This is a genomic window from Gymnodinialimonas sp. JB5-7 (assembly GCF_055693405.1).
On record NZ_JBVFUX010000004.1, the window covers coordinates 667807 to 692872 of the forward strand.

The window sequence follows — 25066 nt, forward strand, 5'->3', positions numbered from 1 at the left end:
CGCGCGCGAGGCCCCCGGCGACGGCAAAGCCGGCGCAACGCCCGCGAGGGCGCATTGGCTTTAGGGGAGCAGCACGCGGGGCTTTCGTGCGCGTTTGCCGCCGCCAACCGGGGCCGCGACGCCCGTGGTGCCAGGTGCCGACGTGGGCAATCCGCGTTCCACGCGCACCGCAAGATAGGCGAAAGCCTGCGCCTCAAGCGCGTCGCCATCAAGGCCCGCGGCCTCAACTGGCTGCACCCCTGCCGCCGTGGCATCCGCCACCATTGCCATGAGCGTCTCGTTTCGCCTGCCGCCACCCGTCACGAGGATTGTGTCGGGTTTCACCGGCAAATGGGCCAGGGCCCGCCCAACGGCACCCGCCGAGCAGGCCGTGAGCGTCGCAGCCGCATCGGCATCGGAAAGGCCCGCCACCTCCTCCGCCAGGGTCGAGAAGGCATCCCGATCGAGGGATTTGGGCGGGCTGAGATCGAACCACGGGTCCGCCAGCATGCGTTCGAGGATGCCCATGTCGATACGCCCCGTCGCGGCCAGCGCCCCATCCTTATCGAAGCGGCCCAGGCCGCGCAGGGCCATCAGGTCATCCACAGGCGCATTGGCAGGCCCGGTGTCAAAGGCAAGGCAGGCACCGTCGGCCTCTGGCGCCTCCATCCTGGGATCCACCCACGATATGTTGGCGACGCCGCCCAGATTGAGAAACACAACCGGCGCATCAGACCCGATCCAGCGTGCACAGGCCCAATGGTAGAACGGTGCCAGCGGCGCACCTTGCCCGCCAAGCCCCATATCGGCGGACCGGAAATCCCAGATCACGTCTATCCCCAGCGCATCGGCTAGCGCCTGCCCATTGCCCACCTGATGGGTGCGCCCGGTCGCAGGGTCATGGGCCAGTGTCTGGCCGTGAAAGCCCAGCATGTCCACGTCTCTCAGGCCTGCAAGCGCCGCAATATGGGCCGCTTCTACGACCTTTGCCGCTGCATCGGCGCGCGCCTCACCGGGCCAGGCCCCCATCGCCGCGCGCAACACCGCGCGATCCTCATCGGAATAGGAGGCTTCGCGAACCTCGCCGAAATCGAAGACCTCAATGCCATCGGTCTCAATGACCGCAACGTCGACCCCATCGAAGCTTGTCCCCGACATCGCACCCGCGACCCAAACGCGCCCCTTTTCCTTGGCTGCCATTCCCGCTAGACCCTCCCGGCACTTCATCGGCACCCCTAGAATGGCCCGGACATGTCATGACCTACCACCCCAAATCCGACTTTCTTCATGTGATGATCGAGCGCGGCTTCCTCGCCGATTGCACCGATTATCAGGGTCTGGATGACGCCCTGATTTCGGGGGTGGTGCCAGGCTATATCGGGTTCGATGCGACAGCGACGTCGCTGCACGTCGGCTCGCTCATGCAGATCATGACGCTGCGTTGGTTGCAAAAGACCGGCCACAAGCCGATCACACTGATGGGCGGCGGGACGACCAAAGTGGGGGATCCGAGCTTTAGGGCGGATGAACGTCCGCTGCTAACCCCCGAAAAAATTGATGAAAACATCGCGGGCATCAAAAAGGTCTTCTCGACCTACATCACCTATGGTGACGGGCCGAATGATGCCCTGATGCTCAACAATGCCGAATGGCTCGATGGGTTGAACTACCTCGACTTCCTGCGCGATATCGGGCGGCATTTCAGCGTGAACCGCATGCTGTCGTTTGAATCCGTGAAATCGCGGCTGGATCGGGAGCAATCGCTCAGCTTCCTCGAATTCAACTACATGATCCTGCAGGCCTACGACTTCCTGGAACTGAACCGGCGCTACGGCTGCCGTGTGCAGTTCGGTGGCTCGGATCAATGGGGCAATATCGTCAACGGGATCGACCTGACCCGTCGTGTGCTGGACCAAGAGATCTTCGGCATGACGACGCCACTTCTGACCAAGTCGGACGGCACCAAGATGGGCAAATCCGCCAGCGGCGCCACCTGGCTCGATGCGGACCTTCTCAGCCCCTACGAATTCTGGCAATTCTGGCGCAACATGCCGGACGCGGATGTGGGGCGGTTCCTGAAGCTCTACACTGAGCTGCCCGTTGAAGAATGCGACCGCCTGGGCGCACTCGAAGGGGCCGAGATCAATGAAGGCAAGATCGCCTTGGCCCGCGAAGTCACAACCCTGCTGCACGGCGCGGAGGCCGCCGCGGGGGCCGAGGCGACAGCGCGCGAAGTGTTTGAAAAGGGCGGCACCGGAGAGGATTTGCCGACACTTGCACTGACGGCGGATGATCTGGGCGACGGCATTTCAATCGTACAACTGATCACGCGGTCTGGCCTTGCGAAATCCGGCAAAGAGGCCAAGCGCCTGATCGCCGAAGGTGGCGCCCGCCTGAACGATGAAGCCGTTACCGATACGGGGCTGATGGTTGTCGCCAGCGATCTAGGGACGCCCATCAAGTTGAGCGCGGGCAAGAAACGCCATGCCTTGGTGACATTGGCGAATTGAACCGGCACCATTAACCAAATTTTGGCAGTTTGACCGAATTCTGGGGCGCATGTTTGATTGCGCCCCTTCCCTTCCTTCGACACAGCCCCATCCGATCCTGCCATTGCAACAAAGCGAGGTCTGGCTGCGCGCCTCCCGCGCGCTTGGGTCTGACGCCCGGATGGAACGGATCGGCCCAGCCAAGGTGCTGACCTTGCGAAAGACCCTTCCTGTCATCGGCAAGACGGCCTTGCTTTCAAGGGCGCAAATGGGCCTATCACCGGAAAGCGCCGCTGATTTGCGACGGCAGCTTGGCGCGCGCCACTTGATTGTGAACAGCGAAACGATCGACGACGCCGCAGCCCTTGCCACAGCCGGGTTTCACCGGATCGCCGCGCCCCGCATGGTCGCGGAGCTGACCCTCGCACCCACAGCGGAGGAGATGGCGCATCGCCTCGCGCCGAAATGGCGCAACCGCCTCCGCCACGGGCTGACGCAAAATTTGGAGTTACATCGCCGCCCGATGCCTGCGGACCCCAACCATTGGCTATTGCGGGCGGAGGCCAAGCAATCGTCCCGCCTCTGGTACCAGCCCCTGCCGCCTGAGATGATTGCGGCCCTTGCAGGCAGCAGGCCTGGATGCGCCCAACTGTTCACCGCCTATCACCTCGGTCAGCGTGTTGCGGCGATGCTATTCCTGCGCAACAGCACAACCGCGACCTATCAGATCGGCTGGACCAATTCGGAAGGCCGGACACGGTCTGCCGGACCGGCCTTGATGTGGCGCGCCATGGTCGATCTACAGCAGATGGGGATATCCGCAATCGACCTGGGCGCAGCTGATCCCGACCATGCGCCGGGCCTCGCGCGGTTCAAACGCGGCACTGGGGCGGACCTGCGGGCTTTGGGTGGAACTTGGCTGGATACAACGTGGGCCATGCGAAAGCGGCGCGCGGCACGCACCCGGGTGCTGGAAGGCTTGCTTGGGACGCGCCATATGCACCTGCTGTCCACGGCACGGGCTTTCCACGCGGGCCAATAGGCGCAACCGCCCTACCCCGCCACGCCCCGCAACAGCCGCGCACGAGTGGCCGGAACCGCACGAATTTCCAGCCCCGTAAAGACATGCAAAGTGCCAAGATCATCGTCGATCACCGCATGGTCGCTGACCCATCCCCCCATCAGCAGATAGGTCCTCAGCAGCGGTGGCATCTTGGCTTGCGCCGCCTTCAAATCAGGTTTGCCCGTCAATCGCCGCGCAAACTGAAAGACACTGGGCGCCTTTACGCGCGGAAGCCAGCGTTTGGGCGCCAGATGGCGATCCCGCAACAACGCAAAGGCGTCAAAATACTCATCAGCCTCCGTTCCGTGGAACGAAGAACAGCCAAACAGCATCTCAACCCCTTCGGCATCGACATAAGCCGTCATCGCACCCCAGGCGACTCGGAGGATATCGGCGTCCTTCCACTCGGGGTGAATGCAGAAGCGCCCCATCTCAACCATCGGACCATCAAAGTCTTTGAGGGCCGAAAGCTCATAGAATTGTGCGGAATAGCTGCGTCCGATGTCTGCGCCCGACGGCAGGTGCATCATCCGAAAGCAGCACACAACCGTGCCGGATCGTTGATCTTCCACCAGCATATGCGCGCAATCGGTATCAAACGGATCATGGTCGTCCCCCTGCGCGCCGCGAAAAACCAAGGCGCGCAAGCGATGCACGGCGTCGATATCATCCGCTCCATCGGCCAATCGGGCGCTGTAGCGCCCTTTGCGCAAGTTGATCATCGGCCTGCTCCAGCAGCGGACATGCATTCGCGCCGTGCCAATCCAAGGCGCGCCATTCACAAGATGTGCGCCACAACCCCAGCGTGCAAGATATCTTTGCGTCAACCGCCCAATGCGTCGGCGATGTTGATGCGGCCAAAGTTCGACAAGATCTGCGCGAAGAAGCCCACATCGCGGACCGAGCTTTCCGTCACACGGCGTGAAAGCTGAACGATCTGGCCGTCTTCCAGCCCGAACCGTTCGATATTTGTGACACGGCCCGCATCACTGAATGAAATGGCGACGATATCGCGTTCAATCACCTGCGGCGCATTGTACGTGAAATTGCGCACGCGGTATTGGGTGTAGAACCACGCCTCATCCCGGACCACACCGGCAGAGCCGGGTGCACCCGCAATCTCGGCCACCTGATCACGCGAGGCTCCGATGCCGATTTCCGACAGGACTTCCGGCGGCGGCACATAGCCATGGTTGGTGTAGGTCGCGGCACAGGCCGACAGTCCGGCAATAAGGCCAAGGGGCAATAGGGCGACCCGCATCTTTGAAATCAGAAAATCAAACATCTCAAATGGTCCTGCCTGAACTGCACGTCTGGGCCCCCAATTTCATTTGGGGGCTCGTTTGGGCGGCGGCCTGCTTGCGACAGGCTGAAAACCGCAATATCGGCTTACCTCAGAGGCACGCACGGGGCAAGCGAGGACCCCACAGGACTTGTGCGAAGGAGAGACGATGCCATCCACAACACTGTCCCTTTCCCGTTTGGGGCGCGCCGCGCCAACCGCGTTTTCGGTGGAACCGGACGCTGAGGCGCGCAAGGCCTTGGCCGAGGCGCTGGAATTGCGTGGCCTACGAAAGGTGCGTCTTGTGGGTGAAGTCAGGCCAGAGGGCAAGGCCGATTGGCGGCTGGAGGCCAAACTGGGGGCCACCGTCGTGCAGGATTGCGTCGTCACGCTTGAGCCTGTCACCACGCGGATCGACGCGCCCGTGACGCGCAGCTACCGTGTCGATTTGCCTGAACCTTCCGGCGAAGAGATGGAGATGCCCGAGGACGACACGATCGAGCCTTTGCCAACGTCTCTGGACCTTGCGCAGCTCTTGTCCGAGGCGCTGGCGCTTGCCGTGCCGGACTACCCCCGCGCCGAAGGTGTCGAATTGGGCGAGGCAGTTTATGCGGCACCCGGCGTGATCCCGATGACGGACGAAGAGGCCAAGCCCTTGGCCGGGCTGGCAAGCCTGCGCGACCAACTGGCAAAGGGCAACGGAGACGGCGAAAACGAGGGCTGAGCAGCCCCGGAAATGCCTTGTGGAAAAGGGCTTGCATGGCCGGGGAATCGGAGTATGTTCCCGGCCTCATTCGCCCCCGGTTTTTCAGACCTTTTTCGGGCTTGCGACGCAGCCGCGTTTGCAGCTTGAAACTGGCCCGGATGCGAGACGGATTTTGACAAGTAGGGCGCGCCGATTGCGCCTTCTAACCCGAGGTTGTGACATGGCTGTCCCCCAGAATCGAGTGACGCGCTCCAAGCGTAACATGCGCCGCGCCCACGATGCGCTTGACGGTGCAAACCCCAACGAATGCCCGTCCTGCGGCGAACTGAAGCGCCCGCACCATGTGTGCCCGTCCTGCGGCACCTACAATGACCGCGAAGTCATTGCGCAGGCTGACGAAATCGACCTCGACGAAGACGCGGCCTGATCGCCGCCTGACCCAAGGGCGGGCCCGATCACATGACCGATGGCGCAGCGTTGACAGGAGGAACGGTGAACGGCACCGTTTTATCTGTGGACGCGATGGGGGGCGATCTTGGCCCCTCTGCCGTCATTTCGGGCCTCGCCAAAGCCGTCTCCAAGAACCCCGATCTACGCTTCATCGTGCACGGCCCAAAGGCCGAGTTGGAACCGTTGATCGCCCGCAAACGCGGCCTCTCTGAGAAATGTGAGATCCGTCACGCCGAGGGGGTGGTCACGATGGACGCCAAGCCGTCCCACGTGATGCGCAATGGCAAAGATACCTCCATGTGGTCCACGATCGAGGCCGTCCGCTCAGGTGAGGCCACGGTTGCGGTGTCCTGCGGGAATACTGGCGCGCTGATGGCGATCTCGATGATCCGCCTGCGCAAGATCGAAGGCGTGAACCGCCCCGCGATCGCCTGCCTCTGGCCCTCACGCAATCCACAAGGCTTCAACGTCATGCTCGACGTTGGCGCCGATATCCGCGCGGATGCCGAAGATCTGCTGCAATACGCGCTGATGGGCGCAAGCTATGCCCGCAACGGCCTGGACCTGCCCCGCCCCCGCATCGGCCTGCTGAATGTTGGCACGGAAGAACATAAGGGCCGTGCTGAACTTAAAGTCGCGTCTGATCTGATCGAGCGCGCCTCGGGCGCTGCTGATTTCGAATTTGTGGGCTTCGTCGAAGGCTCCGACCTGCCGTCTGACCGCGTCGATGTCATCGTGACCGACGGATTTACCGGCAATGTGGCCCTGAAAACCGGCGAAGGCACGGCCCGCCTGATCCGCGAATTGCTGGAGCAGGCGTTCAAGAAAACGCCCTTCTCTCGTGTCGCGGCGTTGTTGGCCTATACCTCGCTGCGCCGCCTGTCGAAACGCATCGACCCACGCCGCGTGAACGGCGGCGTGTTCCTGGGCCTCAACGGCACGGTCGTGAAATCCCACGGCTCGGCCGACCCCACAGGCGTCGCGGCGGCAATCAAGCTGGCTGAACGCCTGTCGGCCACGGGCTTCCACAAACGCCTCGCCGCACGCATCGCCCAATCCGAGGTCGCGGTGTCGAACATCATCCAACCGGAGGACCCGCAACCATGACCATCCGTGCGGTCCCCGTAGGCATCGGCCACTACCTGCCCAAACGCATTGTTCCCAACGCCGAATTCGAAGCGATGGAGACGATCGAGACCTCCGATGAATGGATCCGCGCCCGCTCCGGCATCGAACGCCGCCATTTCGCCGCTGAAGACGAAACAACAAGCCAGATGGCCATTGCGGCGGCGCAAAACGCCCTCTCCCATGCCGGGCTGACAGCCGACGATTTGGACGCCGTCATTGTCGCGACATCCACCCCGGACCTCACCTTTCCCTCGGTCGCCACCATGGTGCAGGCAGGCCTCGGCATGACGAAGGGATTCGCCTTTGACGTGCAGGCGGTCTGCGCCGGGTTCGTCTATGCGCTGGCCAACGCAAACGCGCTGATCGTATCGGGCCAGGCGCGCCGGGTGGTCGTCATCGGGGCCGAAACTTTCAGCCAGATCATGGACTGGACCGACCGCACGACCTGTGTGCTGTTCGGGGACGGCGCCGGCGCCCTGATCCTTGAGGCGCAGGATGGCGCAGGTGCGTCCGACGATCGCGGCATCCTTGCGACCGACCTTCATTCCGACGGCACACATCGCGATCTGCTTTATGTTGATGGTGGCGTCTCGGCCACGCAATCGACCGGCGTGCTGAAGATGCAAGGCAAGGAAGTCTTCCGCCATGCCGTTGAAAAACTTACCAAAACCGCCGAAACCGCCTTGGAAAAAGCGGGCGTCGGCGTGGACGATGTGGATTGGGTTGTGCCGCACCAGGCCAACATCCGCATCATCACCGGCACGGTGAAAAAGTTCGGCCTGCCCATGGATAAGGTGATCGTCACCGTCCAGGATCATGGCAATACATCCGCCGCGTCGATCCCTCTGGCGATGAGTGTCGGCGTCAGCGATGGGCGCATTCAACCGGGGCACCTTCTGGTCACCGAAGCGATTGGCGGCGGCTTGGCCTGGGGCGCAGTGATCCTGCGCTGGTAATCTGATCGGCGTTCATGCGCCGCACAAATACCCCCTGCAACACACTGGATTGACTACGGAAACCGCCTCCGTCATCCTGTGCCAAACGAGGGGGACAAGAACCGATGGCTGCAAAAACACTGACACGGATGGATCTGAGCGAAGCGGTGTTCCGCGAAGTAGGTCTTTCTCGCAATGAATCCTCGCAGTTGGTCGAACGTGTCCTTGAAATGATGTCGGATTCTCTGGTGGAGGGCGAACAGGTCAAGATCTCGTCCTTTGGCACCTTCTCCGTCCGTTCCAAAACGGCACGCGTGGGTCGCAACCCGAAGACGGGCGAAGAAGTGCCGATCAGCCCCCGCCGAGTGATGACCTTCCGGCCCTCGCATCTGATGAAAGACCGCGTGGCAGCAGGCAATCGCGGCTAAAGCATGTTGCTCAAAAGCGGGATCCGGTTTTGAGCGTTCCGGACATGCGATAGACTAAAGATCCGACGCATCACCCCGCAAGACGGGTGAGCGTACTTCAGGCAAACACGACACCTCCGAGCAGGAGTGAGAAGCCATGGCCAAATCCGCGCAAGCGTTCCGCACCATTCGGGAGGTCGCCGATTGGCTTGGCGTCGCCGCCCATGTGCTGCGGTTTTGGGAATCCAAATTCAATCAGATCAAACCGGTCAAGCGCGCCGGCGGGCGACGCTACTATCGCCCATCCGACATGGAGCTGGTGGGCGGGATCAAGGTTCTGCTTCACGACCGGGGCATGACCATACGCGGCGTGAAAAAGATGATCTCCGAGGAAGGGCTCGACGCGATCACTGCCCTGTCCCCCCATCGACAGCCTTCTGGAAGATGCCGATGTGATCGACATCACGCCGGATCAGGAATGGGAAAAGGACGCCGCCGCGGACGCTCTGGCCGATGGGGATGGGGTGTCAGAGACGCCGGACGCGCCAGAGGAGAGTGACATCCCGGCCGCGCCGGAGCCATCAGAGAGCGCGCCCATTGCAGCCTCTGAGGTCGCATCGCCTGATCCCGAACCTGCAATGGACGAGACCGCTGAGCAGGCCGTCCCCCCGCTTCAGGCGCAGACACACCGTCAACACCGGCGCCCCAAACCGCGGTCAGCGCCGAAAGCGCGTTGACCCAACTGGCCGAATTCGCCCGCTCCCCGGTGCTCTCGCCAGCCACCTGCCCGCCCTCAAGGCCCTGCGCGACAAGATGGGCGAGGCTGCGCGCCCGCAATAAAGGGGCGCATCCAAAGCGTCTCTTGCACCGCCGTCAGAAATGGGTAGAAGGGCGCGTAGTCGGGCTATGGCGCAGCCTGGTAGCGCGTCCGTCTGGGGGACGGAAGGTCGCAGGTTCGAGTCCTGCTAGCCCGACCAAATCACCGCACTACCCCTTCAAATTCGCCCGCGCCCCTTGCGCGCCGGGCCCATTCCCGCTTTTCTCCGGCGCCAAGCCAGCCCGACGGAGCGCCAGACCCACATGACCACGACCAATGCCTTCGGAGTGCTGCCCGACAACGCGATTGCTGCTATGCTGGAGGCCGGTGAAATCGCCGCCACCACACCCCTGCCCGATGGCCAGATCCAACCCGCCAGCCTCGATTTGCGCCTCGGCCACAAAGCCTACCGCGTCCGCGCGTCCTTTCTCGCCGGCGAAGGCCGCCCCGTCGCGGACCGCCTGCCCGAATTCACCATGCACGAGATGGACCTGACCCAAGGTGCGGTGCTGGAAAAGGGCTGCGTCTACGTCGTCCCGCTGATGGAAGGCCTAGCCCTACCCGCCGACATCACAGCCGTGTGCAACGCCAAATCCTCCACCGGACGTGTCGATTGCCTGACCCGCGTGATCGCCGATGGCGGCGTCGAGTTCGACCGCATCCCGGCGGGCTATGAAGGCCCGCTCTATGCCGAAATCTGCCCCCGCTCCTTCTCCGTGAAGATCGAGCCTGGTCTGCGCCTCAACCAGATCCGCTTCCGCCGCGGCCATGCCACGCTGTCAGATGCGGACCTCGCCGCGCGCCATGCCGACACGCCTCTCGTCGACCAAGAACCGCTGATCGACGAGGGCCTCGGCTTCTCCGTCGACCTTTCGCCATCCAAAGGCACCCTCGTCGGCTACCGCGCCAAACCCCATACCGGTGTCATCGATCTGACCCAGATCGGCACCCACTCCACCGCCGATTTTTGGGAGGAACTGCATTCCACCAATGGCCAGATCATCCTCGACCCCGGCGCCTTCTACATCCTCGTCAGCCGCGAGGCCGTGACGATCCCGCCCGATTGCGCCGCTGAAATGGCCCCCTACCTCGCCATGGTCGGTGAATTCCGGGTCCACTACGCAGGCTTCTTCGACCCTGGCTTCGGCCACGGTGTTCCTGCGCGCGGTGTCCTAGAAGTCCGCTGCCACGAAAGCCCCTTCGTCCTCGAACACGGACAAACCGTGGGCCGCCTCGTCTACGAGGCCATGGCCGCCGCCCCCACCCAACTCTACGGGCAGGACATCGCCTCCAACTATCAGGGCCAGGGCCTGAAACTCTCCAAACACTTCAAACCCTAAACCCGGCCGCCCCCTTCCTTGTTTTGGAAATACCTTGGGGTTTGGGGCAACGCCCCAACAGGCGGCGAAGCCGCCTTGGCTGCGTGCTAACGCAAAATCATACGAATGCGGCGCAAGCCGCGCCTTCAGGTCACATGCGCAACATCGGCCAAACCTGCGCGCTGCGCGGGCGTCAACCGCTCCATCGGCACCACATAGGTGTGGATCGAAAACACCACCGCCCGGGTCTCCAGCAACCGCAGCAAGACCTGCCGCTCAGACCGCAAATACCCCGCCCCATGGCGCGCGACGCGCGGCGCGGCCATCCGGCGCGGCTGAAACAGCGCGGGATCCTCGTAGATCAACGCATTCTGCCGCCAGACCGGCGTATCATCACGCAGATGGTCAAACACCCGCTGCACCCGGCGGGCCATTGCACCGTCATATTCCGCCACCGGCCCGTGGATGTCTGAGAGGGCCGCCCGATCTTTTCCGCCAGCGTCCAGCTGGCTGGAAAACACAAGATCGCTGCGGTCAGCACGTGCTCATCCGCCCCGTCCGGCTTTTCCAGCACACACAGATCCTGCTGAACCAGGCGCGCCAGCGTCCCCAACTTGTCACCTTCATCCAGGGCGACATAAACGCCATCGGGCCGGATGCAGCCATGCGCATCCCACTCATATCCCCGTCCACCACCCAGATAATACAGCACCTCTTCGTAGAGCTCATCCACCGCAGGCCCACAGCCAGGCACCTGCGCAATCACCTCGTCCCGGCGCTCAGCCAGCAACCCCTCCCGCACGGCCATCTGACCTGCAAAGGCCTCATCCGTCGGCAACCACTCATGGTACCCGCCCAAGGGCTGTAATCCCGGCAAGCGCCGCGTGGCTTCCGCCATCCACGGCGCTGTCGGAAGGTGATCTTGCAGAACGTTGTCCATTTCCGACGCTTCTCATGCCGCAATCCGGCGCGATTGATCCCATTCCCCTGCGTCACGCTGAATCAGGCAAGGGAGACGACAATGAACCAAGCCTATCGCCGCGACACCCGCAAGATCGACCCGGCCCACGGCCTCAACCTGCCCGACGGCACGCTCAACGACAATGACCGGATCGAGATCGGGCCGACCCCGCTGGCCTATGCCGAATGGGCCGAGGCCGGGCTGACACTCCCAAACCTGCAAGGTCTGCGCCAGTACCGGCTCGACCGCCTCGTCGCGCAACTTCAGGCGCGGGAGTACGGCGGCGTGCTCATGTTTGACCCTCTCAACATCCGCTACGCCACCGACACCACCAACATGCAGCTGTGGAACACGCACAATCCCTTCCGCGCGTGCCTGGTCTGCGCTGACGGCCATATGGTGCTCTGGGAATACAAGAACTCGCCCTTCCTCGCAGATCATAACTCACTGGTGCGGGAGGTGCGGTCTGGCGCGTCCATGTTCTATTTTGCAGTGGGCGACAGGGGTGAGGCCGCAGCAGACGCGTTTTCCGACCAAGTGGCCGAGATCATGGCCGCCCATGCCGGCAGCAACAAACGGCTCGCCGTCGACAAGATCCTGCTCCACGGCGCCCGTGCGCTGGAGGCAAAGGGCTTCGAGATCATGGAAGGCGAGGCCGTCACCGAGCATGCCCGTTCGATCAAGGGCCCGGACGAGATCCTCGCCATGCGTTGCGCCGTGGATGCCTGCGAAAAGAGCCTGAAGGCGATGGAAGACGCGATCGCGCCCGGCAAGACCGAGGATGAGGTCTGGGCTGTCCTGCATGCCGAAAACATCAAGCGCGGCGGCGAATGGATCGAAACACGGCTCTTCTCCTCAGGCCCCCGCACCAATCCATGGTTCCAGGAATGCGGCCCGCGCACGCTGCAAGCCAATGAGATCAGCGCCCTCGATACAGATCTGATCGGCTGCTACGGCCTTTGCGTGGACATCAGCCGCACCTGGTGGACCGGCCCCGACAAGCCCCGCCCGGACATGATCGAAGCCATGCAGCACGGGGTCGAGCATATCCAGACGAATATGGAGCTTCTCAAACCCGGCGCATCGTTCCATGACCTTGTGCACAAGGGCCACCAACTCGACGCGAAATACGACAAGCGCAAGTATTCGTGTCGGATGCACGGTGTGGGCCTGTGCGATGAATGGCCGATCATCGTCTATCCCAGCCACTATGTCGAAGGGGCCTTCGATTACGAAGTCAAACCCGGCATGATGTTCTGTGTCGAGGCGCTGGTGGGCGAAGAAGATGGCGATTTCTGCATCAAGCTGGAGGATCAGGTGCTCATCACCGAGGACGGGTATGAGAACCTGACGAGCTATCCCTTTGATGCGGCGCTGATGGGGTAGACCGGGCCTTGGCCCGGGCCATTTTTCGCGCGCAAAACGGTTCGGAAATCTCGAGATTTCCGTCCGGAAAACTGCAGTTTTCCGACGCGCCACCTACTCCCAGCCGATTTGCGCCACCAGGCCGAAATGATCTGAGCCGAAGCGGGGCCGCCGCTCCACCATGCCCGTGCCATTGGTCAGCACATGATCGATTTGCAGCGGCACGTCCCGCACCTCAATGGTTGTGAAGAGCGGCCCGATCCGGCCCGTGCCCGTTGCCTCCTCGATCTGCCGAACGGAATAGCCCCAAGGCACCATGTTGAAGTCACCCGCCACGATCACGCGGCCTTCAATGCCTTGCAGAAACGGCAGCGCCTCCTCCAGATACCGCGCCTGTGCATGTGGATAGGGCCAGACCAGATGGGTTGAGACGGCCCAAACCGGCCCGCCCGGCGCATCGACCTGCGCAGCGGCGAAAGAACGGTGGGAGGAGCAATAGGTCTCCAACACCGGCCATCGCGACAGAACGGCCATGCCCGACCAGTCCGAGAACCGGCAGACATGCTGATGCGGATGCCTGTCCTGCAACGCGCCACCGAAATCGCTGCGGGTCTGGCTGAGTTCCTGCAACAAGACGATGTCCGCGCCGCTGGCAAGGATATCTGCCGTGATGGCTGCGTCATCCCCCCAGCCGCCAAGGGTGTTTTTTGTGTAAACAGTCACAGCCCCGTCCGGCGCCGCCCCGCTTGGCGCGTAGACCATCGCCGCGATCGGGCCGCCTGCGACGGCGGCGAAAAAATCGCCAGCCATCCTGCGCGTTTCACACGCAGGAAAAGGGCGATCAACCCGGCCAAAGCCACGCCGCCCGCGATCCAGATGCGAAACACCGCCAACGAATCGCCCACAGGGTGCACAGACCCCATGTAACTCGCCACCAGGGTCAAAACGCCCGCTATCATGCACAGACGCACGAAACCTCTGAAAAGCCGCACGGAAACACCCTCAAATCGTTCACGCCCCATGCACGTAGGTGCACGCCCGCGTGAGAACAATGTCACACATGTTGCGGCAGGCGGGCCTCCGCCCACATGGTCAGCCCAGGACAAGGGACAAAGACCATGCACACCGAACGTTTCACCTTCCCCGGCCATTCCGGGGATCTGCTCGCCGCCCGTCTGGATCTGCCGGACGGCGCTCACATAGCCACGGCCCTGCTGGCCCATTGCTTCACCTGCGGCAAGGATATCATGGCCGCCCGCCGCATCGCGGCCCGCCTGGCGGCGCAAGGCATCGCCGTGCTGCGCTTCGATTTCACAGGGCTTGGCCATTCCGGGGGCGAGTTTGAGAATACGTCCTTCACCTCCAACGTGGCCGACCTTGATCGCCGCTGCCGATACACTCGACGAACGCGGCATGGCGCCCATCGCTCATCATCGGCCATTCCCTCGGCGGCGCCGCCGTGCTGCGGGCCGCCGGTCAAATCCCGTCGATCAAGGCCGTGGCCACCATCGGCGCGCCGTTCGACCCCGAACATGTCACCCACAATTTCAACGACGCGCTCGATGATATCGTCACCAAAGGCGCGGGCGAGGTCATCCTTGGCGGTCGCCCCATTCGCATCGGGGCCGAGTTCATCGAGGATGTGAAAGCGTCCGAGCTTGCACCCGACATCGCCAACCTGAACAAGGCCCTGCTCGTCATGCACGCGCCATTGGATGATGTGGTCGGGGTCGAGAACGCCACGCGCATCTTCCTCGCCGCCAAGCACCCGAAATCATTCGTAACTTTGGATGATGCCGACCATCTGGTGACCCGTCAGCAGGATGCCGATTACGCTGCCGACGTGATCGCGTCCTGGGCCGGAAAGTACCTGGACCTCAAGCACCCCGCCCCGCCCATCGGCGCGCCCGAAGGCGTGACCCGCACTGACGAGGTTGACCCGAACGGCTTTCGGCAGGACGTGTTCGCGGGGCCGAAGCACCACGTCATCGCGGATGAGCCCGAAAGCTATGGCGGCACCGATCAGGGCCTGACGCCCGTATCAATTCCTCGCCGCCGGCCTCGGGGCCTGCACCTCGATGACCATCCGCATGTATGCGCGCCGCAAGAAATGGCCGCTCGACCATGTGAGCGTTGATGTCACCCACAATCGCGTGCACGCACAGGATGCGGGCGTCGATGTCGGGCCACTGGATCAGTTCACGCGGAAGATCACCCTGAAGGGCCAGTTGGACGACACCCAACGCCAACGCCTGCTGGAGATTGCCGATAAATGCCCCGTCCACCGCTCTCTGGAAGCCGGGGCCAAGATCAAGACGGAACTGAAGCCAGTGGCAGAAGCGGCGTTGATTTGATCTCTTCCATGCTCAGAAGGGCGGTCACGTTGTAGATCCGCACTTCCGAGATCAGGGCCTGGTAGAATTCATCATAGGCCCGCGCGTTCGCCACGCGCACTTTCAGGATGTAATCGATGTCGCCCGCCAGCCGGTGCGCCTCCATCACCTCCGCACGTTCCTGAAGCGTGCGGAGGAACTTGTTCTGCCATTCCGCCTCATGCTCCGACGTGCGGATAAGCACGAAAAAACAAGCCTCTAGCCCCAAAGCCTCCGCATCCAGCAGCACCGTGTGCTGGCCGATGATACCGCCCTCTCGCATCTTGCGAATCCGCGTCCAGACGGGGGTTTTCGAAGACCCCACAATCTTGGCAATTTCGTCCAGGGATCGGCTCGCATCCTCCTGCAAGGCGACGAGGATTTTCCGGTCGAGAGCATCAATCTGGACGGTCATTCGGGCATTCCTTGCTTTGACGAACGCGGGTTCCTGCCTCAGCGCAATACGGAACAAATGTCCCTTTCAGCAAGCCTGATCTGCCATTTTTCAGAACAAAATTCTATATTGAGGCTCACACACGCTTCAAAGGTTCCGCACCATGCGCCACTTTCCGATCTTCCTCGACCTGCGCGGCCGCCGCGTTGTTCTGGCCGGTGGCGGTGATGCGGCCTTGGCCAAGCTGCGCCTGATCCTCAAGTCCGAGGCGAAAGTGACCGTCTTCGCCAAAGATGCCCGCGCCCGAGATCATTCAGTGGGACGCCGAGGGCAAACTGCGCCTTGTCAAACGTGCCTTCGCGCCGGGTGATGCCCTTTGCGCCTCCCTCGCCTATGCTGCAACCGAGGATGATGCCGAGGATGCTCGCATTGCCACCCTCGCCCGCGCGGACGGCGCGCTGGTGAACATCGTCGACAATCTCGAAGGCTCCCAATTCATCACCCCCGCCATCGTGGATCGTGACCCCGTCACCGTCGCCATCGGCACCGAAGGCGCGGCCCCCGTGCTCGCCCGCAAGATCAAGGCCGACCTTGAGGCCGCTCTGCCTCCGTCGCTCGGCATCCTGGCACGGATCGGCCAAGGCTTCCGCGCCGCCGTGAACGTTCTGCCCATGGGCCGCAAGCGCCGCGACTTCTGGCAGGCCTATTACTTCAAGACCGGCCCCGAAGCCCTTGCCAAAGAAGGTGAATCTGGCGTCGAACAGGCGCTTGGCGATTTGCTGGTCGACCACATCACCGCTGAAGAGCGCAAAGGCCATGTCGCCCTTGTCGGCGCAGGCCCCGGCGACCCGGAACTGCTGACCCTCAAGGCCCGCAAGCTGCTGGACGAGGCTGATGTCGTCATCCACGACCGCCTCGTCGCCCCCGAAATCCTCGAACTCGCCCGGCGCGAGGCGACGCTTCTGAACGTCGGCAAGCAGGGCTTCGGCCCCTCCACCCGGCAGGAAGACATTGGCGCGCTGATGGTGGAACATGCGGCACAAGGCGCGCAGGTTGTACGCCTGAAGTCTGGCGATCCCGGCGTCTATGGGCGGCTCGACGAAGAACTCGACGTGCTTGATGAACACGGCATCGAATGGTCCATCGTCCCCGGCATCACCGCCGCCAACGCCGCCGCCGCGCAGCTTGGCCAGAGCCTCACTAAGCGTGGCCGCAACTCCGCGATGCGCTTCCTGACGGGCCACGACGTGAAGGGCTTCGCCGAACACGATTGGCGCAACCTCACGAAACCCGGCCAGGTCGCGGCGATCTACATGGGCGCGAAGGGCGCGCGGTTCCTGCAAGGCCGCCTGATGATGCACGGCGCCTCTCCCGACACGCCCGTGACGGCCGTCGAAAATGCCTCCCGCTCCGACGCGCGGATCATCGCAAGCCAGCTCGCCACCCTGCCCGCCGATATCGACGCGGCGGAAACCACTGGCCCCGTCATCCTGATGCTCGGCTTAGAGCCCCGCGCCGCGCGCGCTGCCCTGCCCCAACTGCAAGAGGAATTTGCCTGATGCCCCGTGCTTTCACGCCCAAAGTCGTCACCGCCAATGCCCTGCTGGAAGGCGACGTCGTCTATCTCGATGCGCAGGGTCACTGGACCCGCGATCATTCCAAGGCTGACCTGATCGAGGATCAGGCCACCGCCGATATTCGCCTGCTCGAAGCGCAGGCGCAGGCCCATGAGATCGTCGGTGCCTACCTCGCCGACGCCAAGGCCGGCCCCAATGGCCCCGAACCCATCCATTTCCGCGAAGCCTTCCGCACCCGCGGCCCGTCCAATTACGCCCACGGCAAACAAGCCCCGGCGCCCGACGATGCACTACAATCGTAACTACAGAATAATTACGGAAAAACTACAGGGTCTTGCACCCGATTTCGCGCCCCAAGGAGGCCCGAGCCATGTACGCCTACACCGATTTCGACCGTGATTTCCTCGCCGAGCGCAACGCCCAGTTCCGCGCCCAGGTCGAGCGCCGCATCGACGGCTCGCTGACCGAGGATGAGTTCAAGCCGCTCCGCCTTATGAACGGCCTCTACTTGCAACTCCACGCCTATATGCTACGCGTGGCAATTCCCTATGGCACTCTAAACGCAGCACAAATGCGCCAGCTGGCCATGATCGCGGACCGGTGGGACAAGGGCTATGGCCACTTCACGACGCGCCAGAACATCCAGTACAACTGGCCCGAGCTGCGTGACGTGCCCGATATGCTCGACGCACTGGGTGAGGTCGGCATGCACGCCATCCAAACCTCTGGAAACACGATAAGAAATGTCACCGCCGACCATTTTGCAGGCGCCGCCGCCGAAGAGGTCGCGGACCCCCGCCCAATTGCCGAACTCATCCGCCAATGGTCCACCGACCACCCGGAATTCCAGTTCCTCGGCCGCAAGTTCAAGATCGCTGTCACCGGCTCCGACCAAGACCGCGCCGTGACCGCCGCGCATGACATTGGTCTGCGTTTGGTCAAGGAAAACAACGTCCTGGGCGCGAAGGTCCTCGTCGGCGGCGGCCTCGGGCGCACGCCCATGATCGGCAAAACGCTCAACGCATTCGTGCCCCTGCCAGACCTTCTTCCGTATCTGGAGGCCATCGTCGCCGTCTACAACCTGCTCGGACGCCGCGACAACAAGTACAAGGCCCGCATCAAGATCACGGTGCACGAGAACGGCATCGACGAGATCCGCCGCCGCGTCGACGCCGAATTCCCAGCCCGCAAAGCGGCCTTCAACGGCGCGGATATGGAAATCCTCAAACGGATCGAGGCGGACTTCGCCGCGCCGGAATTCGAGGACGGCCAAGGCGCCTTCCCCACGCACTACCAGCACGACCCCGTCTTCCGCAGCTTCGTGGACACCAACACGGTGGCTCACCGCCACCCGGACTACGCGATCCTGACTGTCTCCACCAAAGCCCATGGCGCAACGCCGGGCGATGCAACGTCCGATCAGATGCGCGTGCTGGCGGATCTGGCCGAGCAATACGCCCACAACGAGCTTCGCATCTCCCACGAGCAGAACGTGATCCTGCCCCACCTGCCCAAACGCCACCTGCGGGCGGTCCATGCGGCGCTGGCCGAGGCTGGTCTCGCCACCGCAAACGTTGGACTGATCTCCGACATCATCGCCTGCCCCGGCATGGATTATTGCGCGCTGGCCACGGCCCGCTCCATCCCCGTCGCGCAGGAAATTGCCGAGCGGTTTGAACAGCTTAAGCTGGAGCACGAGGTTGGCCCGCTCAAGATCAAGATCTCTGGCTGCATCAATGCCTGCGGCCATCACCATGTCGGTCACATCGGTATCCTGGGCCTCGATCGAGCCGGTGTCGAAAACTACCAGATCACCCTTGGTGGCGACGGCGGCCCGGACGCCGTGATCGGCGAACGCGCGGGCCCCGGCTTTGCCCATGACGAGGTCACGGACGCGATCGAACGGCTGGTCCGCGCCTATCTCGACATCCGGCAAGACGCATCCGAGACATTCCTCGACACCTATCGCCGTCTGGGCGCCGCACCCTTCAAAGCCGCGCTTTATCCGGAGGAGGCCAAGGCCAATGCCGCTTAAGGAACTCGCTGAACGCCGCACGCTTCTGCACCGCAAAAGCGACGCGCCAACCCTCCTGCGCCATGCGCTGAACGATGCGTCCATCGGCCCGGTCGCCATGGTCTCCAGCTTCGGGGCCGATAGCGTGGTATTGCTCCACATGATCAGCCAGATTGACAAGGCAACGCCGGTGATCTTCATCGACACCGAGATGCTGTTTGAGGCCACGCTGACTTACCAGCGCGAGGTCGCGGACAGCCTTGGCCTGACGGACGTCCGCGTCATCAAACCCAACCGTGCCGCCCTGCTGGAACGGGATGTGGACGGCATCCTGCACCACTTCGACCCGGACGCCTGCTGTTCCCTGCGCAAGACCGAGCCCCTTGAACGCGCGCTCGCAGGCTTTGGCGGCTGGATCACCGGGCGCAAACGCGTCCACGGCGGCGCGCGTGCCTCGCTGCCGCTGTTCGAGAAGAACGACCGCCGCATCAAGATCAACCCATTGGCGAATTGGACGACCCAGCAGCTATCCGACTACATCACTGAGCACGACCTGCCTCGGCACCCATTGGTGGCGCAAGGCTTCGCCTCCATTGGCTGCCAGCCCTGCACAACACCCGTTGAGGCCGATGAAGACCCGCGCGCCGGACGCTGGCGCGGGCTATCCAAAGACGAATGCGGCATTCACTTCGTGGACGGCAAACCCGTCCGTGGCGCGGCCTGAGCAAGAGGTTCTGAAAGATGAGCAATACAGTACTTGTGACCGATGAAGGATTTGCAGGCGACACGTGGTCGGGCGAAATTGTCCCGCTTTCCGAAGGGGTTGCGGCAAATGCCGCGGCTGTGGACCTCGCCAGCCATGACGATGTGGCGGCCCTCACCCCGCACCTGTCCGGCCTCCAGATGATCCGCATCGACTTTCCCAGTTTCGCGGATGGGCGCGGCTTCACGCTGGCCCGCCGTCTGCGTCAGATGGGCTTTACCGGGCGCCTGCGCGCCCGTGGCCATGTGCTGGCGGATCAATACGCAATGGCGCGCCGGTCCGGCTTTGACGAGGTCGAGATCGACGAAAGCCTCGCCGCTCGCCAACCGCAGGAGCAATGGCTGTTCCGCGCAGATTGGCGCGCGCACGACTATCAGGCCCGCCTGCGCGCCTGACGACCCTTCCCCTGACCCAGATCAAAGCGTATCAAGAGGAGGCCGGTGTAAACCGTGCCTGACAGTGAACATGACCGAGCAAAGCCCCGTGAAAGACACAGACGCCGCCCCCGTGAAGGCAACGCCAACCCTTCCCGACGCACAGACCGTGACCGAGGTAAAGCATTACACCGACCGCCTGTTCAGCTTCCGCTGCACGCGGCCTGCCTCGTTGCGGTTCCGGTCGGGTGAGTTTGTGATGATCGGCCTGATGGGTGACCCACATCCCGAGACTGGCAAGCAAAAGCCGCTTCTGCGCGCCTATTCCATCGCCTCCCCGTCCTGGGATGAAGAACTGGAATTCTATTCGATCAAGGTGCCGGATGGCCCGTTGACCTCGCGCCTCCAGCACATCCAGCCGGGCGAGCAGATCATTCTGCGCCCCAAACCCGTGGGCACACTGGTCCACGACGCGCTTCTGCCCGGAAAACGCATGTGGTTCTTTGCCACCGGCACCGGTTTCGCGCCCTTCGCGAGCCTCTTGCGCGAGCCGCAGACCTACGAGGATTACGACGAGATCATCATCACCCATACCTGTCGCGAGGTGGGCGAGCTGACCTACGGCCGTGATCTGATTGAGGCGCTCAAGGAAGATGAGCTTTTGAACGAAGTGATTGGCGAAGGCTTCTGGAAGAAGATCAAATATTACCCGACCACCACGCGCGAAGAGAGCCCGAAGATGGGCCGGATCACCGACCTGATGCGCTCGGGTGAGGCGTTCGCCGACCTCGGCGTGCCACCGCTTTCGCCGGAGACGGACCGCGCGATGATTTGCGGAAATCTGGCCTTCAACCTTGAACTCAAGGACATGTTGGAGGGCTATGGTCTGGTCGAAGGAGCCAATTCCAACCCGCAGCACTACGTGGTGGAGAAGGCGTTTCTTGATTAAGGTTACGCCTTAACGCCCACCCAAAAGCCGTTCTATTCAAACGAAAAACCCCCGCCAGATTGGCGGGGGTTTCTTTGTTCAGCAGTGTAGGCTTGGCTTATTCGAGGCCGAGTGCCGCGCGGGCCTGCTCAAGAGCTGCACCCAGCAGATCAGGGTTATCCTGAGCGCCCTGCAACGCAGTGGTCACGGCCAGGCGAACTGGGGCCGAGATGTCAGCCTCTTCCAGGGCAGCGGTCGCCTGGTCGAAGTCAAAGCCTTCTTCGGTGAAGAGGTTCGACAGGATCTCCGTCGCACCACCCGCAGCCGCATCTGCGGCTTCGGCAGCAGCTTCAGTGCCTTCTGCGGCAGCGGCGGCTGCCTCATCTGCGGCACCCTCAACTGCGGCGGCTGCATCTTCTGCAGCGCCTTCAGCGGCTTCGGTCACTTCTTCAGCAGCAGCGGCGGCCTCTTCAGCAGCGGCAGCAGCTTCGGCTTCTGCGGCAGCGGCGGCTTCTGCGGCTTCTGCCTCGGCGGCAGCGGCGGCTTCCGCAGCGGCTTCTTCCGCAGCAGCAGCTTCGGCCTCCGCGGCGGCAGCGGCTTCTGCAGCTTCAGCCTCAGCAGCGGCTGCAGCCTCTGCAGCGGCTTCTTCTGCGGCAGCAGCTTCGGCTTCTGCGGCAGCGGCGGCTTCAGCAGCCTCGGCTTCCGCTGCGGCAGCAGCTTCAGCGGCCTCAGCCTCAGCGGCAGCAGCAGCTTCTTCAGCCGCTTCAGTCGCCTCGTCTGCGGCACCGGTTACGTCTTCGACGGCGCCTTCAACGGCGTCAGCAGCCCCTTCGACGACCTCTTCCGCCGCCTCAACAGCTTCGCCAGCTGCCTCTTCGACGGCCTCAACGGCGCCTTCTACAGCTTCACCAGCGGCGTCCGCTGCATCACCAGCTGCTTCACCAACGGCTTCCACGGCGTCTTCAACCGAAGGCGTCTCACCTTGGGTCAGGAAATAGCCACCAACGCCGAGAGCGGCGAGAATGACGATGATAATAAGAGCTCTGCTCATCTTGGATCCCCCATGTGGGTCATTCATAAATCACGAAAATGCGATTAACCCGCGCCAACGGCGCGCGCAATGGCGCAAATGTGCGATCATTCCCCCTTGCATGCAAATGCCCCTATTCCCGCCTTGAAGAAGGGGCGCGGGGCAGATACCTTAACGACCCAAGGAAAAAGGCTACAGAAGGACATACGCCATAGCCCGCAGACCCCATAACGCGCCGCCGCAACGTGATACCGGCCCGCGCGTCAACGACCGCATCCGTTCCGACCAAGTGCGCCTGATTGGTGCCGAAGGAGAAAACCTGGGTGTCGTCACCCCCGCCCGCGCCATGGATCTGGCCGCAGAGGTGGACCTCGACCTTGTTGAAATCTCGCCAAACGCTGACCCTCCGGTCTGCAAGATCATGGATTTCGGCAAGTTCAAGTACGAGACACAGAAGCGCGAAGCCGAAGCGCGCAAGAAGCAAAAGACCATCGACATCAAGGAAGTGAAGATGCGTCCGGGTACGGACGACCACGACTTTGAGCGGAAGGTGAAAGACGCGCTCAAGTTCCTCGAAAAGGGCGACAAGGTGAAGGTCACCCTGCGCTTTAGGGGGCGCGAGATGGCGCACCAGAACCTTGGCCGCGAGATGCTGGAAAAGGTGGCCGATGAGGTCGAGGGGATCGGAAAGATCGAATCCATGCCCAAGATGGAAGGCCGCCAGATGGTGATGATGATCAACCCGGTGAAGTAATGGATTGGTCCATAAATGTCGAAGGCGCGTCCAACCAGGACGCGCTTTTTTTGTGGCCGTTCCGGTTTGACCATTGAGCAGATTTTCGCTTAATCCCTGGACGCGGTCATTTTTTTGCTCGGCCCGTCGAAACGCCTGTGTCTATGATGAACCACGTTCAAAGCGAGTAGGTTTACCAATGAAAAAAGTACTGAGTGTTATCGCACTGATCGCAACCGCAGGCGCGGCGCAGGCCGAGGGGCTTGATTTCAGCGGCCGTGTATCGATGGGTCTGCAAGGCGTGACCAGCAATGGGCAGACGGAGATTTCCCCGTCGCACGGCTGGAAGGGACTGTCAGCTACACGGTCGAAACCGACAACGGTGTCACGTTTGTTCTGGCTTTGAACTTTGATCAGTCGTTGGTCGAACGGTCCCACATGGAATTCCTGCCCGGCCACCGCTAAAGCACTTTGCGTTTCATCTGAGGCACTCTGATGGCGTTCCGCGTTCGCGCCATCGGCGCGAGGCAGCGGGTTGCGATTCAAATCAAACGCAAAGTGCTCTAACCCAAGGGGCGCGCCGGGTTGCCAACAACGCGCTCACCCGGCGCCACATCTTTCGTCACCACGGCCCCTGCCCCGATGATCGCCTCATCGCCGACGGTGACGCCCGGCATCACAATCGCGCCGCCGCCAATCCAGACATCGACGCCAATGGTCACTGGCAAGGCACGTTCGATCCCTTTCCGCCGCAAATCCACGTTGCGGTGGTGGTCCGCGCAATAGATGTGCACGCCCGGCCCGATCATCGTGCCGTCCCCAATCGTCACCCGGCCCGAATCCAGAATGACGCAATTGGCATTGATGTAGATATTGCGGCCCAAATGGATGTTCACGCCGTAGGCGCAATGGAATGGCGCCTCGATCAGGGCATTTTCGCCCGGTGTACCGAACAATTCCGCCAGCGCCGGAGACAAAGCGGCCAAGGGTTGCGGGGCCTCTGTCCGATGCGCATAGCAGGCCACACGGGCCCGGTTGCGCAATTCACCCAGCGCATCATCGAGGCATGAATACCAGTCACCGGCCTCCATCTTCTGTCGTTCGGACATGCGCCACCTCCGAATGAAAACCGCCGGGGCGTCGACCCCGGCGGACTTGTTACGCGCGTGGGCGCGGTTCAGGAAGCGGCGGCTACTGCGCGTCCCGTCATCACCTTGACCAGATGCGCCCGGTACTCCGCCGTGCCATGCAGATCGCTGATCATGTCACCGCTTGGCGCGGCAAGGCCATCCACAGCGCCTTTGGAGAAGTCGCCAGACAGCGCCGCTTCGGCCTCCGTCCACCGGAACACGCCGTCCGAGGAGGCGCCGGTCACAGCCACTCGCACGCCGTCCGCGAATTTGCAGACGAACACACCCACCAGCGCAAAGCGTGAGGCCGGTTGCACGAACTTCTGATAGTTGGAGGACTTGCGGAACAGGGAATTTCACCTCCGTGATAATCTCGCCCTCATCAAGCGCGGTGGTGAACATGCCGTCAAAGAAATCATCCGCCGCGATGGCCCGGTTGTTCGTCACAACCGTCGCGCCCGCGCCAAGAACAGCCGCCGGATAACAGGCGGACGGATCATTGTTGGCAAGGCTGCCCCCAATCGTGCCGCGATTGCGCACCGCTGGATCACCGATCCGTCCCGCAAGCCCCGCAAGGCCGGGGAAAGACGCGGCCGCCTCCCGCGCCACAATGGCATGGGTGGTGGCCCCGCCGATGCACAGCTCGCCCGCATCATTGGTGCAAACGCCCTGCATCTCGGCAATGCCATTCAGGCTGACCAGTGTTTCAGTCTGCGCCAGCCTTTGTTTCATGGTGGGAAGCAGGGTCTGCCCCCCACCCAGCGCCTGGGCCTCCTCCTGCCCGAGCGCTGCGACCGCATCCGCGATCGTTGACGGTTTGGAGAATTCGAAGTTGTACATTGTGGCTTCT

General features: G+C 62.6%; 25 protein-coding genes, 1 tRNA gene and 4 pseudogenes. 21 read left to right on the top strand and 9 right to left on the bottom strand.

Annotation, left to right across the window (positions count from 1 at the left end):
* Positions 1–60 precede the first annotated feature (60 nt).
* Positions 61–1179, bottom strand: coding sequence for an anhydro-N-acetylmuramic acid kinase (locus tag ACZ1HK_RS04155; protein ID WP_472627587.1), 1119 nt, complete (start codon positions 1177–1179; stop codon positions 61–63).
* A gap of 56 nt (positions 1180–1235) precedes the next feature.
* Here ACZ1HK_RS04155 and tyrS point away from each other — a divergent pair, with 56 nt between their 5' ends.
* Positions 1236–2489 (top strand): tyrosine--tRNA ligase, encoded by a 1254-nt coding sequence (tyrS, locus tag ACZ1HK_RS04160; protein ID WP_472627588.1) that lies wholly within the window; start codon positions 1236–1238, stop codon positions 2487–2489.
* Between the two features lie 49 nt (positions 2490–2538).
* A complete protein-coding gene (locus ACZ1HK_RS04165) occupies positions 2539–3510 on the top strand; it encodes a GNAT family N-acetyltransferase (RefSeq protein ID WP_472627589.1) in 972 nt (323 codons plus the stop codon).
* Positions 3511–3521: 11 nt separating this feature from the next.
* On the opposite strand, the gene ACZ1HK_RS04170 is transcribed toward ACZ1HK_RS04165, so the two are convergent.
* Positions 3522–4253 carry a GNAT family N-acetyltransferase gene (locus tag ACZ1HK_RS04170; protein WP_472627590.1) on the bottom strand — a complete coding sequence of 244 codons (732 nt, stop codon included), beginning with the start codon at positions 4251–4253 and terminating at the stop codon, positions 3522–3524.
* A 101-nt stretch (positions 4254–4354) separates the two neighbouring features.
* Positions 4355–4816 (bottom strand): outer membrane protein assembly factor BamE, encoded by a 462-nt coding sequence (locus ACZ1HK_RS04175; RefSeq protein ID WP_472627591.1) that lies wholly within the window; start codon positions 4814–4816, stop codon positions 4355–4357.
* Positions 4817–4982: 166 nt separating this feature from the next.
* On the opposite strand from ACZ1HK_RS04175, the gene ACZ1HK_RS04180 reads away from it, so the two are divergent.
* From ACZ1HK_RS04180 to ACZ1HK_RS04220, 9 genes are all read left to right on the top strand, one after another.
* Positions 4983–5537, top strand: coding sequence for a YceD family protein (locus tag ACZ1HK_RS04180; RefSeq protein WP_472627592.1), 555 nt, complete (start codon positions 4983–4985; stop codon positions 5535–5537).
* Positions 5538–5739: 202 nt separating this feature from the next.
* On the top strand, positions 5740–5946 hold the full coding sequence (gene rpmF, locus ACZ1HK_RS04185) for a 50S ribosomal protein L32 (protein ID WP_472627593.1): 207 nt from the start codon (positions 5740–5742) through the stop codon (positions 5944–5946).
* Positions 5947–5978: 32 nt separating this feature from the next.
* Complete coding sequence (gene plsX, locus ACZ1HK_RS04190; RefSeq protein ID WP_472627594.1) at positions 5979–7076, top strand: phosphate acyltransferase PlsX; 1098 nt, start codon at positions 5979–5981, stop codon at positions 7074–7076.
* The gene (locus ACZ1HK_RS04195; protein ID WP_472627595.1) at positions 7073–8053 is read left to right on the top strand and encodes a beta-ketoacyl-ACP synthase III; all 981 of its coding nucleotides are present in this window, start codon (positions 7073–7075) and stop codon (positions 8051–8053) included. Before plsX ends, ACZ1HK_RS04195 begins: the two co-directional genes overlap by 4 nt.
* A gap of 104 nt (positions 8054–8157) precedes the next feature.
* Positions 8158–8460 carry an integration host factor subunit alpha gene (ihfA, locus tag ACZ1HK_RS04200; RefSeq protein ID WP_472627596.1) on the top strand — a complete coding sequence of 101 codons (303 nt, stop codon included), beginning with the start codon at positions 8158–8160 and terminating at the stop codon, positions 8458–8460.
* A 136-nt stretch (positions 8461–8596) separates the two neighbouring features.
* Positions 8597–8998, top strand: coding sequence for a MerR family transcriptional regulator (locus ACZ1HK_RS04205; protein ID WP_472627597.1), 402 nt, complete (start codon positions 8597–8599; stop codon positions 8996–8998).
* The gene (locus tag ACZ1HK_RS04210) at positions 8892–9176 is read left to right on the top strand and encodes a hypothetical protein (protein WP_472627895.1); all 285 of its coding nucleotides are present in this window, start codon (positions 8892–8894) and stop codon (positions 9174–9176) included. The genes ACZ1HK_RS04205 and ACZ1HK_RS04210 overlap by 107 nt, the downstream gene beginning before the upstream one ends.
* Before the next feature lie 163 nt (positions 9177–9339).
* Positions 9340–9416, top strand: a tRNA-Pro gene (locus ACZ1HK_RS04215).
* 103 nt (positions 9417–9519) lie between these two features.
* Positions 9520–10596, top strand: coding sequence for a 2'-deoxycytidine 5'-triphosphate deaminase (locus ACZ1HK_RS04220; RefSeq protein WP_472627598.1), 1077 nt, complete (start codon positions 9520–9522; stop codon positions 10594–10596).
* A 125-nt stretch (positions 10597–10721) separates the two neighbouring features.
* On the opposite strand, the pseudogene ACZ1HK_RS04225 reads toward ACZ1HK_RS04220, so the two are convergent.
* Positions 10722–11515: pseudogene (locus ACZ1HK_RS04225) on the bottom strand (heme-dependent oxidative N-demethylase family protein).
* Between the two features lie 81 nt (positions 11516–11596).
* On the opposite strand from ACZ1HK_RS04225, the gene dddP reads away from it, so the two are divergent.
* Positions 11597–12922 (top strand): dimethylsulfonioproprionate lyase DddP, encoded by a 1326-nt coding sequence (dddP, locus tag ACZ1HK_RS04230; RefSeq protein ID WP_472627599.1) that lies wholly within the window; start codon positions 11597–11599, stop codon positions 12920–12922.
* A gap of 93 nt (positions 12923–13015) precedes the next feature.
* Here dddP and ACZ1HK_RS04235 read toward each other — a convergent pair whose 3' ends face one another.
* On the bottom strand, positions 13016–13624 hold the full coding sequence (locus ACZ1HK_RS04235; RefSeq protein ID WP_472627882.1) for an endonuclease/exonuclease/phosphatase family protein: 609 nt from the start codon (positions 13622–13624) through the stop codon (positions 13016–13018).
* Positions 13625–14019: 395 nt separating this feature from the next.
* On the opposite strand from ACZ1HK_RS04235, the pseudogene ACZ1HK_RS04240 reads away from it, so the two are divergent.
* Positions 14020–15255, top strand: a pseudogene (locus ACZ1HK_RS04240) (bifunctional alpha/beta hydrolase/OsmC family protein).
* Here ACZ1HK_RS04240 and ACZ1HK_RS04245 read toward each other — a convergent pair.
* A complete protein-coding gene (locus ACZ1HK_RS04245) occupies positions 15212–15688 on the bottom strand; it encodes an Lrp/AsnC family transcriptional regulator (protein WP_472627600.1) in 477 nt (158 codons plus the stop codon). The pseudogene ACZ1HK_RS04240 and the gene ACZ1HK_RS04245 sit on opposite strands and share 44 nt — an antisense overlap.
* 142 nt (positions 15689–15830) lie before the next feature.
* Here ACZ1HK_RS04245 and cysG point away from each other — a divergent pair.
* From cysG to ACZ1HK_RS04275, 6 genes and pseudogenes are all read left to right on the top strand, one after another.
* Positions 15831–17226 (top strand): annotated as a pseudogene (gene cysG, locus ACZ1HK_RS04250) (siroheme synthase CysG).
* On the top strand, positions 17226–17546 hold the full coding sequence (locus tag ACZ1HK_RS04255; protein ID WP_472627601.1) for a DUF2849 domain-containing protein: 321 nt from the start codon (positions 17226–17228) through the stop codon (positions 17544–17546). Before cysG ends, ACZ1HK_RS04255 begins: the two are co-directional and overlap by 1 nt.
* A gap of 68 nt (positions 17547–17614) precedes the next feature.
* Entirely contained in the window at positions 17615–19279 is a 1665-nt protein-coding gene (locus tag ACZ1HK_RS04260; protein ID WP_472627602.1) for a nitrite/sulfite reductase, read from the top strand.
* Complete coding sequence (locus ACZ1HK_RS04265) at positions 19269–19982, top strand: phosphoadenylyl-sulfate reductase (RefSeq protein WP_472627603.1); 714 nt, start codon at positions 19269–19271, stop codon at positions 19980–19982. Before ACZ1HK_RS04260 ends, ACZ1HK_RS04265 begins: the two co-directional genes overlap by 11 nt.
* 17 nt (positions 19983–19999) lie before the next feature.
* A complete protein-coding gene (locus tag ACZ1HK_RS04270; protein ID WP_472627604.1) occupies positions 20000–20416 on the top strand; it encodes a DUF934 domain-containing protein in 417 nt (138 codons plus the stop codon).
* A gap of 70 nt (positions 20417–20486) precedes the next feature.
* On the top strand, positions 20487–21344 hold the full coding sequence (locus ACZ1HK_RS04275; protein WP_472627605.1) for a ferredoxin--NADP reductase: 858 nt from the start codon (positions 20487–20489) through the stop codon (positions 21342–21344).
* Between the two features lie 97 nt (positions 21345–21441).
* Here the strand turns inward: ACZ1HK_RS04275 and ACZ1HK_RS04280 are convergent, their stop codons facing one another.
* Entirely contained in the window at positions 21442–22374 is a 933-nt protein-coding gene (locus ACZ1HK_RS04280; protein ID WP_472627606.1) for a translation initiation factor 3, read from the bottom strand.
* Positions 22375–22642: 268 nt separating this feature from the next.
* Here ACZ1HK_RS04280 and infC point away from each other — a divergent pair, with 268 nt between their 5' ends.
* Together infC and ACZ1HK_RS04290 are read left to right on the top strand one after the other, a co-directional pair.
* On the top strand, positions 22643–23107 hold the full coding sequence (infC, locus tag ACZ1HK_RS04285) for a translation initiation factor IF-3 (RefSeq protein WP_472627607.1): 465 nt from the start codon (positions 22643–22645) through the stop codon (positions 23105–23107).
* Between the two features lie 178 nt (positions 23108–23285).
* Entirely contained in the window at positions 23286–23492 is a 207-nt protein-coding gene (locus tag ACZ1HK_RS04290; RefSeq protein ID WP_472627608.1) for a hypothetical protein, read from the top strand.
* Between the two features lie 157 nt (positions 23493–23649).
* Here the strand turns inward: ACZ1HK_RS04290 and ACZ1HK_RS04295 are convergent, their stop codons facing one another.
* Both ACZ1HK_RS04295 and ACZ1HK_RS04300 read right to left on the bottom strand, forming a co-directional pair.
* Positions 23650–24195, bottom strand: a complete 546-nt coding sequence (locus ACZ1HK_RS04295; protein ID WP_472627609.1) for a sugar O-acetyltransferase — start codon at positions 24193–24195, stop codon at positions 23650–23652.
* Positions 24196–24263: 68 nt separating this feature from the next.
* A pseudogene (locus ACZ1HK_RS04300) lies at positions 24264–25056 on the bottom strand (FAD binding domain-containing protein).
* Between the last annotated feature and the right edge of the window lie 10 nt (positions 25057–25066).

What these genes read in the sequence shown, in the direction of transcription:
- ACZ1HK_RS04180 (WP_472627592.1), top strand. Translation starts at nt 4,983, where the DNA reads ATGCCATCCACAACACTGTCCCTTTCCCGTTTGGGGCGCGCCGCGCCA.
- plsX (WP_472627594.1), top strand. Translation starts at nt 5,979, where the DNA reads ATGACCGATGGCGCAGCGTTGACAGGAGGAACGGTGAACGGCACCGTT.
- ACZ1HK_RS04170 (WP_472627590.1), bottom strand. Translation starts at nt 4,253, where the DNA reads ATGATCAACTTGCGCAAAGGGCGCTACAGCGCCCGATTGGCCGATGGA.
- ACZ1HK_RS04155 (WP_472627587.1), bottom strand. Translation starts at nt 1,179, where the DNA reads ATGGCAGCCAAGGAAAAGGGGCGCGTTTGGGTCGCGGGTGCGATGTCG.
- ACZ1HK_RS04295 (WP_472627609.1), bottom strand. Translation starts at nt 24,195, where the DNA reads ATGTCCGAACGACAGAAGATGGAGGCCGGTGACTGGTATTCATGCCTC.
- ACZ1HK_RS04245 (WP_472627600.1), bottom strand. Translation starts at nt 15,688, where the DNA reads ATGACCGTCCAGATTGATGCTCTCGACCGGAAAATCCTCGTCGCCTTG.
- ACZ1HK_RS04165 (WP_472627589.1), top strand. Translation starts at nt 2,539, where the DNA reads ATGTTTGATTGCGCCCCTTCCCTTCCTTCGACACAGCCCCATCCGATC.
- ACZ1HK_RS04220 (WP_472627598.1), top strand. Translation starts at nt 9,520, where the DNA reads ATGACCACGACCAATGCCTTCGGAGTGCTGCCCGACAACGCGATTGCT.
- rpmF (WP_472627593.1), top strand. Translation starts at nt 5,740, where the DNA reads ATGGCTGTCCCCCAGAATCGAGTGACGCGCTCCAAGCGTAACATGCGC.
- ACZ1HK_RS04270 (WP_472627604.1), top strand. Translation starts at nt 20,000, where the DNA reads ATGAGCAATACAGTACTTGTGACCGATGAAGGATTTGCAGGCGACACG.
- ACZ1HK_RS04175 (WP_472627591.1), bottom strand. Translation starts at nt 4,816, where the DNA reads ATGTTTGATTTTCTGATTTCAAAGATGCGGGTCGCCCTATTGCCCCTT.
- tyrS (WP_472627588.1), top strand. Translation starts at nt 1,236, where the DNA reads ATGACCTACCACCCCAAATCCGACTTTCTTCATGTGATGATCGAGCGC.
- ihfA (WP_472627596.1), top strand. Translation starts at nt 8,158, where the DNA reads ATGGCTGCAAAAACACTGACACGGATGGATCTGAGCGAAGCGGTGTTC.
- ACZ1HK_RS04275 (WP_472627605.1), top strand. Translation starts at nt 20,487, where the DNA reads ATGACCGAGCAAAGCCCCGTGAAAGACACAGACGCCGCCCCCGTGAAG.
- ACZ1HK_RS04280 (WP_472627606.1), bottom strand. Translation starts at nt 22,374, where the DNA reads ATGAGCAGAGCTCTTATTATCATCGTCATTCTCGCCGCTCTCGGCGTT.
- ACZ1HK_RS04255 (WP_472627601.1), top strand. Translation starts at nt 17,226, where the DNA reads ATGCCCCGTGCTTTCACGCCCAAAGTCGTCACCGCCAATGCCCTGCTG.
- ACZ1HK_RS04260 (WP_472627602.1), top strand. Translation starts at nt 17,615, where the DNA reads ATGTACGCCTACACCGATTTCGACCGTGATTTCCTCGCCGAGCGCAAC.
- ACZ1HK_RS04290 (WP_472627608.1), top strand. Translation starts at nt 23,286, where the DNA reads ATGAAAAAAGTACTGAGTGTTATCGCACTGATCGCAACCGCAGGCGCG.
- dddP (WP_472627599.1), top strand. Translation starts at nt 11,597, where the DNA reads ATGAACCAAGCCTATCGCCGCGACACCCGCAAGATCGACCCGGCCCAC.
- ACZ1HK_RS04205 (WP_472627597.1), top strand. Translation starts at nt 8,597, where the DNA reads ATGGCCAAATCCGCGCAAGCGTTCCGCACCATTCGGGAGGTCGCCGAT.
- ACZ1HK_RS04265 (WP_472627603.1), top strand. Translation starts at nt 19,269, where the DNA reads ATGCCGCTTAAGGAACTCGCTGAACGCCGCACGCTTCTGCACCGCAAA.
- ACZ1HK_RS04195 (WP_472627595.1), top strand. Translation starts at nt 7,073, where the DNA reads ATGACCATCCGTGCGGTCCCCGTAGGCATCGGCCACTACCTGCCCAAA.